The sequence below is a fragment of the Ktedonobacter racemifer DSM 44963 genome, assembly GCF_000178855.1.
Classification (GTDB): domain Bacteria; phylum Chloroflexota; class Ktedonobacteria; order Ktedonobacterales; family Ktedonobacteraceae; genus Ktedonobacter; species Ktedonobacter racemifer.
Map to the genome: position 1 here is coordinate 817603 of NZ_ADVG01000005.1, position 12407 is coordinate 830009.

General features: G+C 57.7%; 8 protein-coding genes and 2 pseudogenes. 5 read left to right on the forward strand and 5 right to left on the reverse strand.

Annotated elements, in window-relative coordinates; translation table 11 throughout:
• Positions 1-144: 144 nt before the first annotated feature.
• Entirely contained in the window at positions 145-780 is a 636-nt protein-coding gene (locus KRAC_RS64685) for a TetR/AcrR family transcriptional regulator (protein WP_007922868.1), read from the forward strand.
• A gap of 220 nt (positions 781-1000) precedes the next feature.
• On the forward strand, positions 1001-4225 hold the full coding sequence (locus KRAC_RS57585) for a bifunctional cytochrome P450/NADPH--P450 reductase (protein WP_007922873.1): 3225 nt from the start codon (positions 1001-1003) through the stop codon (positions 4223-4225).
• A 122-nt stretch (positions 4226-4347) separates the two neighbouring features.
• Here the strand turns inward: KRAC_RS57585 and KRAC_RS57590 are convergent.
• Positions 4348-5151 (reverse strand): annotated as a pseudogene (locus tag KRAC_RS57590) (MFS transporter); the annotation flags it as partial.
• 166 nt (positions 5152-5317) lie between these two features.
• On the opposite strand from KRAC_RS57590, the pseudogene KRAC_RS57595 reads away from it, so the two are divergent.
• Positions 5318-6554 (forward strand): annotated as a pseudogene (locus tag KRAC_RS57595) (RNA-guided endonuclease InsQ/TnpB family protein).
• Here KRAC_RS57595 and KRAC_RS68630 read toward each other — a convergent pair.
• From KRAC_RS68630 to KRAC_RS57605, 3 genes are all read right to left on the reverse strand, one after another.
• Positions 6451-7371: an MFS transporter gene (locus KRAC_RS68630; protein WP_083815271.1), complete on the reverse strand. Its 921-nt coding sequence runs from the start codon at positions 7369-7371 to the stop codon at positions 6451-6453. The pseudogene KRAC_RS57595 and the gene KRAC_RS68630 overlap by 104 nt on opposite strands.
• Before the next feature lie 65 nt (positions 7372-7436).
• Positions 7437-8057 (reverse strand): TetR/AcrR family transcriptional regulator, encoded by a 621-nt coding sequence (locus KRAC_RS57600; protein WP_007922877.1) that lies wholly within the window; start codon positions 8055-8057, stop codon positions 7437-7439.
• A gap of 105 nt (positions 8058-8162) precedes the next feature.
• Complete coding sequence (locus KRAC_RS57605; protein WP_169461081.1) at positions 8163-8897, reverse strand: FadR/GntR family transcriptional regulator; 735 nt, start codon at positions 8895-8897, stop codon at positions 8163-8165.
• Between the two features lie 232 nt (positions 8898-9129).
• Here KRAC_RS57605 and KRAC_RS57610 point away from each other — a divergent pair, with 232 nt between their 5' ends.
• Entirely contained in the window at positions 9130-10089 is a 960-nt protein-coding gene (locus KRAC_RS57610) for a U32 family peptidase (RefSeq protein ID WP_007922880.1), read from the forward strand.
• A complete protein-coding gene (locus KRAC_RS57615; protein WP_007922882.1) occupies positions 10079-11236 on the forward strand; it encodes a mandelate racemase/muconate lactonizing enzyme family protein in 1158 nt (385 codons plus the stop codon). Before KRAC_RS57610 ends, KRAC_RS57615 begins: the two co-directional genes overlap by 11 nt.
• 61 nt (positions 11237-11297) lie before the next feature.
• Here the strand turns inward: KRAC_RS57615 and KRAC_RS64690 are convergent, their stop codons facing one another.
• Positions 11298-11951 carry a zinc ribbon domain-containing protein gene (locus KRAC_RS64690; protein WP_007922884.1) on the reverse strand — a complete coding sequence of 218 codons (654 nt, stop codon included), beginning with the start codon at positions 11949-11951 and terminating at the stop codon, positions 11298-11300.
• Positions 11952-12407: the final 456 nt, after the last annotated feature.

Genomic DNA, 12407 nt, shown 5'->3' on the forward strand with positions numbered 1-12407 from the left:
GTACTAGTCGGATATTAGCATAGCCTAATGTCTCCCGTCAAGGTTTCTCTTCCTGGCTCGCAAGCTCGGGCGCCGTAGGCTCGAAGGCATAAATATTCTCCCAGATCCTTGACATATCAAAGGTAGTGAACTATAATTCAGTTTATGAATGATAATTCAGTTACACCACACAACCTGGAGGAAAAACGAGGCTCCCGGCGTCGGGCGCGCACCAGGGCCGATATTCTGGCGGCCGCACGCCAGGTCTTCGCAGCTCGTGGCTATCATGCCGCGAGCATAGCTGAAATTGCCGAGCGTGCGGATATTGGTGTAGGGACCTTCTACCTGCACTTTCGCGACAAGGATGAGGCTTTTACCACGCTTCTCCACGAATGCTTCAGCGAGACGCGTCAGCGTGTCCAGCAAGCAGTTGAGGAGGAAGGGCAGTCGCTCCTGGTGGTCCTGCAAGCGATTTTCCGCTACGCCTATGCTCAGCGCGATCTCTTTCGGATCGCCTTCCACGCGGATATGCAATATGCCCGCATCTCTCGCGTGCAGACGGCCATCGCCGAGATCTTAACGTCGATCCTGACCGCCGCACATGAGAAGGAACCACTGGTGGGCTACGATTTTTCCATGCAAATTTGCTTTGTAACAGGGATGATTACGCAAGGTATTGCGCAGTGGCTGGAGCATGAGGAGGCCGATCCCGACAAAATTGTGGCGCAAATGCTGTTTCTATTGCGCCACGGACTTCCCGAACAGGTGCTGACCGGCAACAGCCTTGAAAAGCAATCGTGAACGCCGCTTACTACTGATCCGAAAACCCTGAGTGCGCGTGTCCCCGAATGGGGGAAGCGCTAGTCACGAAAGTGACGTTGGGTTTCGGAATAAGATCTTAGCAGCGGCTAGCTTCGCTCACACGATTGAAAGGCAAGCCAGAGGCATAAAGCTTCCTGCCTGCTACGTACTACCTTGATCTGGTAAAACCCTCTACTGCTGAGAGGAGTTGGATAGAGTTATGCAAATAGAAGAAAAGACACTCGTGTCTATTCCCCAACCACAAAAAAAACCACTGGTGGGGAACCTGTACTCTCTCGATCATGCGCTTCCCACGCTGAGTATGATGGACCTGGCTCGCGAGTTGGGACCTATCTATCAGCTAGAAATCCCCGGTCGTCGCACCGTCATCGTCTCAGGCTTTGAGTTAGCCGACGAACTCAGCGACGAGACACGCTTCGATAAACGCGTCTGGCGGCCACTACAAAATGTGCGCGCCTTCGCGGGCGATGGCCTCTTTACCGCCTATACCCAGGAGGCGAACTGGCACAAAGCCCACAATATTCTGCTGCCAAACTTCAGTATGCGCGCCATGCAGGGCTATATTCCCATGATGCAGGACATCGCGGAACAGCTTCTGGGCAAGTGGGAGCGCATGAACGCTAACGAAGAGATCGACGTGGTCAGCGACATGACCCGCCTGACCCTCGACACCATTGGCCTGTGCGGCTTTGACTATCGCTTCAACTCGTTCTATCGCGAAGACCTGCACCCCTTCATCCAGAGCATGGGCAACGCCCTGGGCGAGTCGATGGCGCGTGGCCGTCGCCTGGCACTGCAAGAGAAGCTGATGGTCAATAAGCATCGCCAGTTCCAGGCCGATGTGGATTTCATGAACAACCTGGTGGACCAGGTCATTCGCGAGCGCAAGGCCGGTGGCGAGAACGCGCAGAAGAAAGACCTGCTCAGTTATATGCTCAGTGGCGTTGATAAGCAGTCGGGCGAGGGTCTCAACGATGTCAATATCCGCTACCAGATCATTACCTTCCTGATCGCCGGACATGAGACTACAAGTGGTCTGCTCTCCTTCTCGCTCTACTTCCTATTGAAGCATCCCGAGGTCCTGGCGAAGGCCTATGACGAGGTGGATCGCGTACTGGGACCCGATACCTCGGCCAAACCCACATTCCAGCAGATCAATAAATTGCAATATGTCTCGCAGATTCTCAAGGAGAGCCTGCGTCTCTGGCCGACCGCGCCCCTCTTTTCGGTCTATCCCTATGAAGAGACAGTCGTTGGCGACAAGTATCGCATGGATAAAGATAGCGAATGGGCCATCCTTATTCCCATGCTCCACCGCGACAAGAGCGTTTGGGGCGAGGACGCCGACGAGTTCAACCCGGACCACTTTAGCCACGAGGCCGAGGCCAGCCGCCCGGCCAATGCCTATAAGCCCTTCGGCAATGGCGAACGTGCCTGCATCGGACGCCAGTTCGCCATGCAGGAGGCCACCCTGGTCCTGGGACAGATCCTCCAGCGCTTCAACCTGCTTGATCCCCATAACTATGAGCTCAAGATCAAGCAGACGCTGACCCTTAAGCCCGAGGGCTTCACGATGAAGGTGCGCAAACGCAGTGACGCCGAACGCAACCTGCAAGGCTTCGTCAAGCCAGTTGAAGTGACTGCCACTCGCGAGGAGAAGAAGGCGCAGGTAGTCGCCAACCAGCACCACACGCCGTTACTTGTCCTGCATGGCTCGAACATGGGGACCTCCGAGGAGTTGGCGCATACAATCATGGAAGATGGCAAGCTGCGCGGCTTCGACGCCCAGGTGGCCTCGCTGGACGACTATACACGTAAGCTCCCCACCGAGGGCGTGGTCGTCGTGGTCACCTCGTCCTATAACGGGACCCCGCCAGATAACGCTGCTGCATTCTGCGCCTGGCTTCAGGAAGATATGGCTGCCAACTCCCTTAAGGGGGTCAAATATACTGTCTTTGGCAGTGGTAACCATGACTGGTTCGCGACCTTCCAGGCCATTCCGCGCCTCGTCGATAGCCGCCTGGAGCAGTATGGCGCGCAGCGCATCTATCCTCGCGGCGAGGGCGACGCCGCCGATGACTTCGATGGTCAGTTCCAGGCCTGGTACCAGTTGCTCTGGAGCGAGTTAGGGCAGACACTCAACCTGGACCTCGGCGCCAGCGACGCGGCCACGGGTCCTCGCTACGAGGTAGAGGTCCTGACCGAGACGGAGGCTCCCAATCCCTTTGTCGCCTCCTTCGGCGCGCACGGCATGCGCGTCGTGGCCAATCGCGAGCTGAATAGCAAAGAGGCGGAGCGCTCCACGCGTCACGTTGAGCTGGCGCTCCCCACGGGTAGTGCCTATCGCGCTGGCGACCACCTGGGCGTCGTTGCGCGCAATACACCGGAGATGGTCAGGCGTGTCGCGGCCCACTTCCACTTCGCGGAAGATGCCAAGATTCGCCTGCGCCAGGGCGATGAGCGCCGCACGCACTTGCCTATTAATGAGCCGGTGCGCGTCTTCGACCTGCTCGCCGACTATGTCGAGCTTCAGGAGGTCGCGACCCGCACGCAGATCAAGGTCCTGGCCGAGCAGACCGAGTGTCCGCCGGAAAAGATGCGCCTGTTGGCCCTCTGTGGCGACGATGAGGCCAGCGCGGCCCGCTATCGTGAAGAGGTCCTGGCCAAGCGCAAGACCCTGATCGACCTCCTGGAGGATAATCCAGCCAGCGAGCTGCCCTTCCACATGTATCTGGAGATGTTGCCGCCGATTCGGCCACGCTACTACTCCATCTCGTCGTCGCCCCTCAAGGACGCCGAGCAGTGTAGCATCACCGTTGGCGTCATCGACGAGCCAGCCTGGTCGGGACATGGTGCGTACCAGGGCGTCTGCTCCAACTACCTGAAGAACCTGGAGCCGGGCCAGATCGCCTACGCCTTTGTGCGCGACACCAAGTCAACCTTCCGCCTGCCAGAGGATGCAAGTACACCCTTGATCATGGTTGGTCCTGGCACCGGCCTGGCCCCCTTCCGTGGCTTCTTGCAGGAGCGCGCCGCCCAACGCGAGGCGGGTCAGTCGGTTGGCCCCAGCCTGCTCTTCTTCGGCTGCCGCCATTCGCGCCAGGACTTCCTCTACGAGGACGAACTGAAGACCTTTGAGCAGCAGGGCGTGACCGAACTGCATACTGCCTTCTCCCGCGAGCAGGAGCAGAAGGTCTACGTCCAGCACCAGCTCTGGGAGCAGCGCGCGCGCGTGTGGGAGCTACTGGAGCAGGGAGCCATCATCTACGTCTGTGGCGATGCCAGCCAGATGGCACCTGACGTGCAGGCGACCTTCGCCCGTATCTACCAGGAGCAGACCGGCAAGGACGCCTCAGAGGCGCAGCAGTGGCACCAGGTGCTGGTAGACCGCAATCGCTACCTGGTGGATGTCTGGGGCAACTGAATTTACACATCCCGATAGACACCTATCGCCTCCGTTGTTCACCATCGTTCACCATGAGGGGTGGATGCGCGCATGCGCATCCACCCCTCATTTTCTTTTGCCAGGCCGCGAGCATTGCCCCTCTATTCGATCACTTCCACCCCTATACCTGCTTGGGGAATATGGGCTGCGGGTGCCTCGTACAAGACAGGCACTTCAACTCGGGCAGGCTGCGCACGTCGTAAGAAGAATACAACCAACACCGCGCTAACGAGCAAGCCTATGGCAGATATGAAAAATGTAGCACGTAAAGCGTCCACAAATGCCTGCCCGATGAGATGGTGCAAGACTGTCGCGGGGAAAAGGTGACCCGCCTGGAAAGCCTGATGTCCAGCGGCGAGCTGCTTTGCCATCGTTGCACTTGTTGAGGTAGGAAGGCCGTGCTGAGTGAGTTGAGCGGCGATGTTTTCGGGGAATTGCTGCGAAACAATAGCCCCCAGAACCGCAACACCTAACGTAATGCCTACCTGACGACTTGTATTCAGTAGTGATGAACCCAGGCCAGAGCGCTCCTGAGGTGTGGCGGCAAGCACTGCTGCTGTCAGGGGAGTCATCATGAAGCCACAGCCGATACCGAAGAGAGCAATTTGCCACCAGAGCAGAGCATAGCTCGCGTCAGGCTGGAGCGTCGCAGCTATCCAGAACAACGAGGTCGCCGCAAACAGCGCTCCCAGGAGGATCAGCGGGCGCGGACCAATGCGAGCCATGAGCCGTCCTACAAATGGAGCTACCACGAACATGCTCACGCTGGTTGGCAAGGTACGCAGCCCGGTCTCAAACGCCGTATACCCCTGCACATTCTGCAAGAACTGCACCAGGAAAAACAGGGACCCCATCATCGCAAAGCCAAGAACGATACTGGTCACATTGGCAACCGAGAAGACACGATTGCGAAAGAGGTGTTAAAAACGTTTCCAAGAAAGTATGCCAGATGTTGACAAATGAAGGCGTCTCTGGTAGAGTTCTGTTGGAAAGAATGTTCTTCAATCAAAGAACAAGAGAGAGGCACATCGACTCAAAGGACGTGTTGTTGGAAAAGGAGGAGGCCACCAGATGCAGTTGGTCGAACGACATCTCATTCGTCACCAGGATGCACGCTTTGCGGTCATTGACCAGGCGGCCTTTGCCTCCAAAAACCTGTACAACCAGGCCAATTACCACGTCCGGCAAGCCTTCATTCACGAGGGAACCTACCTGCCCTACGCTGCCATCTTCCATCGCTTGAAACACCATGAGGCCTATTGTGCCCTGCCTCGCAAAGTCAGTAACGCCATCCTCATTCAACTTCACCACAATTGGGGCAGCTTTTTTGCGCGTGATGGAGGCCTACCGCGAAGACCCCTCTCCCTTCACGGGACGCCCCAAGCTTCCTGGCTATCAAGACAAGACCAAGGGCCGTTTCCTGCTCATCTACGAGAAAAAAGCCCTGGGCAAGAGGGTATTCAAGCGCACAGGCAAGCTGGTCCCATCAGGATTGCCCATCGAAATTATGACCCAGATCACCTGGGAAGCCATCCGGCAGGTTCGCATCGTTCCACGCGCTGATGGCTACATGGTCGAAGTCGTCTATGAGCAGGAGATCCAACCTGCTGCGGTCAACCCACAGCTTCGAGCCGCCGTGGATGTGGGTGTCAATGTGCTCGCAGCCATCACCAGCGACAAACCTGGCTTTGTGCCTCGTCTGGTGAGTGGCAAACCCCTCAAAAGCCTGAATCAGTGCTACAACAAAGAGCGGGCCAAGCAGCAGCAACGCCTCGCGCATGAGAACCGATATACCTCCCGCTCCCTGGATCGTGTGACGACGAAGCGCAATCGCCGTGTGGATGCGTATCTGCACACGGCTAGCCGTCGGATCATTGATCTGTTGGTCAGCGAAGGCATCGGAACGCTGGTGATTGGCAAGAATCCCTTGTGGAAACAAGAGGTGACCATGGGGCGCAAGAACAACCAGCAGTTTGTGCAGCTTCCCCATGCTCGTTTCATTGAGCAGTTGACCTACAAAGCGCACCTGGTTGGGATCAGGGTCATCCTTCAAGAAGAAAGCTACACCAGCAAGGCCAGTTTTCTGGACGATGACCCCATCCCAACCTATGAGGCCAACGCTGCTGAAAAGCCGGTGTTCTCAGGCAAGCGTGTGGCGCGCAGTTGGTATCGTGCCAGGGATGGACGCCTCATTCATGCCGATATCAACGGATCGTACAACATCTTACGCAAAAGTAGCTCCGACCCTTTGCAAGTGGGGCGAGGAGTAGTGGGAGCCGCAGTTCTCCCCAGACGGCTGGCCGTCTGAACGGATGGCACATAGGCATAGTGGTCATCATTTTAAGATACTGTAAGGGGACCATCGGCTCACGCACGCAAGCTTCGACCAGCAGAAAGGTCGCCAGCAGGACAATAGCGCTAGCGAAGAATCCCAGGATCAAGGGTGAGGTCCACCCGAGCGTGGACCCTTCAATAAGCGCCATAACCAGGCAAAAGAGAAAGCCAGTTACAAGCACCTGACCCCATAGATCAATGTCTCGGGCGTTAGGATTGCGTGACTCAGCCAGGATAAGCATGCTCAAGATCAGCGCGAAGAGCCCAAAGGGCAGATTTACAAAAAAGATCGCGGGCCAACTTGCGATTGCTAACAGCCAGCCACCAGCAAGTGGCCCTATAGCGAGGCCCAGCCCCGAAATGCCAGCCCAGATGCCGATGGCTCGCGCACGTGCCTGTGGCTCGGGAAAGGCTGAAGCCAGCACTGCCAGGCTTCCTGGAGCAAGCGCGGCCGCACCCATACCCTGTATCACGCGACCAAAGAGAAGCCAACTAAGGGTTGAGGCAAACCCACAGAACGTCGAGCCAAGCAGGAACAGCGCCATCCCAAGCAGAAAGAAGCGCTTGCGTCCGAAGCGGTCGCCAAGTGTTCCACCAGTCAGCATCAGGGCCGCAAAGGGCAGAGTGAACGCGTCAACGACCCATTGCAGATCCGCGAGATTGGTATGTAGGTCACCCTGGATGGTAGGGAGAGCCGTGACAACAATCGAAGGGTCCAGGAGTACCAGAAACGTTCCCAGGCAGGTGATGATCAGCGTAATCACTGACCTTCCACGAGATGATATACGCATTGTATTCCTTTCCCTGACAAACATCCTCATTGTGTACTACTTAGTACACAATGAGGACAAAAAAATTAGATTTCCCTGGCGGGCGCGCCTTGATACTGCATCAAAGCGAGTACGCCCATGCGCAAAGACTGGATAAGTGCGGGATCGTTGAGACCTTTGGCGAGCAAGAGCACACCTTCAAAGTAGGCGAGCAGGGCTTGAGCGGTGAGGGCGGTGTCAAGGGTCGCGGGAACACTGCCCTGGGCTTTCGCCTCGCGCAGCATCCGTTCTAAGTAGGCAAGCCAGCGCTGAAAAATGCGCGTTGTATGCTCACGCATGACCTCATCCAGGGTGCTCATTTCTAGCGTGAGATTTCCGACAGGGCAACCATACATATGCCCGCTTCTCTCCTTCTGAGCCTGCTGTCCCTGGAGCATCAGTTCAAAAAGGCGCAAGATCTGCTCTTGTGGTGGGAGGTGATCGGCGAAGGCTGGTTTCAGATAGGTCTCTTCGAGCTGCTGCCACTGGCTCTCAAGGGCAACGAGCACAAGATCCTGCTTGGAGGAGAAATAGTGATAAAAACTGCTCTTATTGACCCCCGCAGCCGCGCACAACTCATCCACGCTCACCGCTTCGTAGCTCTGCGCGTAAATCACCTCTCGCGCGGCCACAATCAGCCGCTGCCTTGCATCACTTGGTCGCCCCATGCTCTCCCTCTCTTAATTGTGTACTGCATGGTACACAATACCATGCAGGCGAGAGATTGTCAAGGGAGAGCGCCGTTTTGGGGTGATGCAAAGCCTTTTTTCGCATTACTCACGGACCGGCTCGCCCTCCAAAACGCGGGAGATATCCTGCATGGTGAGCTCGATCAGGGTGCGTGCGGCTAGCTCGGCGGCGGACCCGTCGCGCTGCTGGATGGCCTGTACAATGTTGGTATGTAGTGGCATGGCCTCGCGGTTTCCGCCGGGAATCTGGGCGGTGACCAGGCGACTGGCACGCATGGCCTGCGAGAGGGTCTGCATAATGCTGCGCAGGAGTTCGTTATGGGCGGCGTCGCAGATGAGCAGGTGGAAGTGTAGATCGATGGCAATATATTTCTCAGCGTCGTCTGTGACTGCTGCCATCTCCTGGCAGCAGTGCGCAATCTCCGCGATTTCCTCTTCGGTGGCACGGTCTGCCGCCAGGCGCGCCGCCATTGGCTCCAGCATCAGGCGGACCTCAGAAAGGGCGCGCAGGAATTCGGTGTCTGGTCCCGCCTCGTAATGCCAGGCCAGGATCTCGGGATCGAGGAGATTCCAGCGCGCACGCGGCAGTACACGGGTGCCGATCTTGGGCCGCGCTTCTACCAACCCCTTGGCGCTCAACGTCTTCAAGGCCTCGCGCAAGACGGTTCGGCTCACATTGAGTTGTACGCTTAGTTCCGGCTCGCTCGCCAGCGCCTCGCCCGGCAGATAATCCCGGCGTATAATGCTCAGCCCAATCTGGCGCGCCACCTGCTTATATAAACTCGCGCGCTCCAGCGCGGGAAATTCTTTTGCCATCATAGCCTCATTTGTCATACAATAATACATAAGCACTATACCCGGCTGGCAAGGTCCTGTCAATGCGTGTGTCACGCGACCGTTCTTGCCAATGCCAGAGAGATTTCTCTGGCATCATACCAGATTCAGGTGCTGAAATGTATATGCGAGCACAAATAGTTTGCTTCTTTCGCCAGGAGAGCCTGAAAATCGTTATTGAGCATACAAAGAAGTAGCACAGAAAGGATTGGTGTGCATGGAGGCCACACGACGTTTTCTCACCAGCCTGGGTCTGCCCCCAGGCGATGCGCACGACTTACCTACAAGCACCAAGCGCTTCCCCGATGGGGCGCAATACAGAATTGAAATTCCCAGCACCGAGGGTCCCCAGGCCCTGGAGGCATTGCTGGAGGAGGCCCAACGCTATAGCGTCACCGTGCATCGCGTCTCACAGGGCAGCGGCGTCATGCTGCAAACCGATGGCGAGATTCGCGCGATGGCACGCACCGCCGCCGCTGTTGGCATGGAAGTCAGTCTCTTCGCGCGCCCCAACGCGGCTTGGGATACCAGCGCTATGGCGCTCTCCAGCGGAGGCAAGTCGATCGCGCCCAAGCTACGTGGGCAGGAGCAACTGGTCTACTGCCTGGAGGATGTCAGGCGCGCGGCTGAGCTGGGTATTCGTAGCGTCCTGCTTGCCGACGAGGGGGCGCTCTGGGTCGCCAATGAGATGCGCCAGCAGGGCGAGCTTCCCAGAAACATGCAGTTCAAAATCAGCGTCATGATCGCCGCGGCCAACCCGGCCTCCGTGCGCCTGCTGGAGCGCCTGGGCGCCAATACCTTCAACCTGCCGACCGATCTGACCCTGGCGCAGATCGCTGCCATTCGCCAGGCGGTGGATATCCCCCTGGATATTTATGTGGAGGCGCCCGACGATGTCGGCGGCTTTGTGCGCCTCTATGAGATTCCCGAGATCATACGCATTGCCGCCCCAGTCTACATCAAATTTGGCCTGCGCAATGCGTCCAATCTCTATCCCTCCGGCTCGCATATCGAGGCCACCGCCATCGCGCTCACCCGTGAACGCGTGCGCCGGGCGCGCATCGGCCTGGATCTCTTGCAGCGTTATTATCCCGAGGTCACGACCTCCCAACTGCGAGCTGAGGGCCTGGCCCTCCCAGTCGTCCATGAAGAGAAAGGAACAGTCAATGAAGATTAGCGGCATTCAAACCCATGTTGTCGGTAGCCCCTGGCGCAATATTACCATTGTGCGTGTAAAGACGGACGAGGGGCTTGAGGGCCTGGGCGAAGTGCGTATGCTCAACCATACGGATGCCTTGCTGGGCTATTTGAACGAGGCCGCGACCAACCATATCCTGGGGCATGATCCCTTTAATATTGAGGACCTGGTCCAGCGCATGTACCGCCATGACTTTGCCCGGGCAGGCGAGATCGCTATGTCCGCGATTTCGACGATTGAGATGGCCTGCTGGGATATCGTAGGTAAGGCACTTAATAAGCCCGTGTACCGACTACTGGGGGGCGCGGTTCGCGAGCAGATCAAGGCCTATGCCAACGGCTGGTATACCGTCGAGCGCACGCCCGAGGAGTTTCATGCCGCGGCCAAACGTGTAGTGGCGAAAGGCTATCGCGCGCTAAAATTTGATCCCTTTGGCGCGGGCTTCTATGAGCTGGAGCGCGAGGAGCGCCTGCGCTCGCTCTCCCTGGTTGAGGCCGTGCGCGATGCCGTGGGTCCCGATGTAGAGATTCTGATCGAGATGCATGGACGCTTCAATCCCACCACCGCCATCGCCATTGCCCGCGAGCTGGAGCGCTTTGAGCCATCCTGGGTTGAGGAGCCAGTACCACCCGAGAACGCCGCGGCCCTGAAGAAAGCGGCTGAGCAGATTAATATCCCAGTGGCCACGGGCGAGCGCATCCATACGCGCTTTGACTTCCGCGAAGTCATCGAACTCCAGGCCGCCGACTACCTCCAGGCCGATATTACCCACTTTGGCGGCATTCTGGAGACCAAGAAACTGGCCGCCTGGGCCGAGAACTACTATATGCTCATGGCGCCACATAACGTCGGCGGCCCCATCTCGACGGCGGCGGCACTGCACTTCGCGGCCTCGACACCAAACTTCAAGATTCAGGAACACTTCAACGACTTCTCTGATGAGTGGGTAAAGTCGGTCGCGCCCGGTAATCCCGAGGTGATCGATGGCTATTTCGCCCTGCCCCAGGGTCCGGGCCTGGGCGTCACCCTGGATGAAGAGGCGGTCGCGCAGCATCCCCGCCAGGAGGTCTTCTTCGACCTCTTCGCCGACAACTGGCAGCGACGCCAGGCGTTGCGCCAGTCGTAAATTGATGATGTGGTGTTCCCTGGCGGCCTGCGGCCACCAGGGAACACCACATCATCAACTATTATTGCCTGGACTCCTCTCGTGCGACGGCATGGCCGCATTTTGCACAGAAGGCGGCGTCTGGCTTGAGCTGGGCACCGCACTGCTCGCACTGTTTGGGCGCCTGGGGCTGCGCTTGCTGGAGGGACTTGCCACAATAGGAGCAGAAGGCATCGTCCGCGTCATTGAGGGCCTGGCACTGGGAGCAGGGAACCTGCTGGGGTTGCGCTGGTCGTGCAGAGGGTTGTGGTGCCCCCTGGCGCTGCTGTGCCCCCTGGGGCTGGGGACCACGGCCGGTCTGGTGGTAGACCGCGGCATCGAGCGCGTTATAGATCTGGGTCTCCAGGCCCGCCTGGCGAATGAGTCCGGCGCCCGCGGTGATCATCAGGGGCCAGAGAAAGAACATACCTATCGCGCCGACCGCGGCCTTATCGAGCCATTGATGCTCGCCGATAGAGGCGGTAATGCCTCCCTGCACCCTTTGCAGCGAGACGGTGAGCGCGGCCTGGAGGCCGACCAGCCCTTCAATTTCTCCCCCCTTGCGGATCTGGACGGCGACCTGCTCGCGTGTGCCAAAGTGCTGCACCTGGTATCCCTGGTGTGTAAACTGACCTTCCAGGTCGCGTGCCAGGCGCTCAAGATCGAGCTGGGGAAGCGGGTAGAAACGATTCTCCATATTTTATTCATTCCTCTTTTCGGCAAAATCTTCTTGCAAACTTCTCAGTGCCTGCGGCGCTTCGCGGAGTTCATAGTGGTCGTGGTTAGCGGCGCGGGCGCGCCGCTAACCACGACCACCAGAAAACAGAAGCATAGTGCATACTACATCTTCAATGCTGTGAAGTAGACCACAGCCGCGTAGCTACATATATGCCTTCCTCTTCTATGTACGTTGTATCGGGCGAGAAGTTGCTGATAGAGCGCTGGTAGGTACACGTGCCACAAGGCGGAAAGTTTGCGTCATCATCCAGGTTTGAGGGAAATGTTTCTCCTGTATGCAGGCTTGCACGTAGTGTGAATGAGCTTGCATGCCCAGGAAGACAGGTAGTAAATTCGTTGAAGGGATATCTACTTTTGCTTATGTCACCCATAGCATTTGGTGGGCCTTTGTATAGTGGTAGTGGAAGGTAGCACC

What these genes read in the sequence shown, in the direction of transcription:
- KRAC_RS57600 (WP_007922877.1), bottom strand. Translation starts at nt 8,057, where the DNA reads ATGGGGCGACCAAGTGATGCAAGGCAGCGGCTGATTGTGGCCGCGCGA.
- KRAC_RS64685 (WP_007922868.1), top strand. Translation starts at nt 145, where the DNA reads ATGAATGATAATTCAGTTACACCACACAACCTGGAGGAAAAACGAGGC.
- KRAC_RS57615 (WP_007922882.1), top strand. Translation starts at nt 10,079, where the DNA reads ATGAAGATTAGCGGCATTCAAACCCATGTTGTCGGTAGCCCCTGGCGC.
- KRAC_RS57605 (WP_169461081.1), bottom strand. Translation starts at nt 8,897, where the DNA reads ATGATGGCAAAAGAATTTCCCGCGCTGGAGCGCGCGAGTTTATATAAG.
- KRAC_RS57585 (WP_007922873.1), top strand. Translation starts at nt 1,001, where the DNA reads ATGCAAATAGAAGAAAAGACACTCGTGTCTATTCCCCAACCACAAAAA.
- KRAC_RS64690 (WP_007922884.1), bottom strand. Translation starts at nt 11,951, where the DNA reads ATGGAGAATCGTTTCTACCCGCTTCCCCAGCTCGATCTTGAGCGCCTG.
- KRAC_RS68630 (WP_083815271.1), bottom strand. Translation starts at nt 7,371, where the DNA reads ATGCGTATATCATCTCGTGGAAGGTCAGTGATTACGCTGATCATCACC.
- KRAC_RS57610 (WP_007922880.1), top strand. Translation starts at nt 9,130, where the DNA reads ATGGAGGCCACACGACGTTTTCTCACCAGCCTGGGTCTGCCCCCAGGC.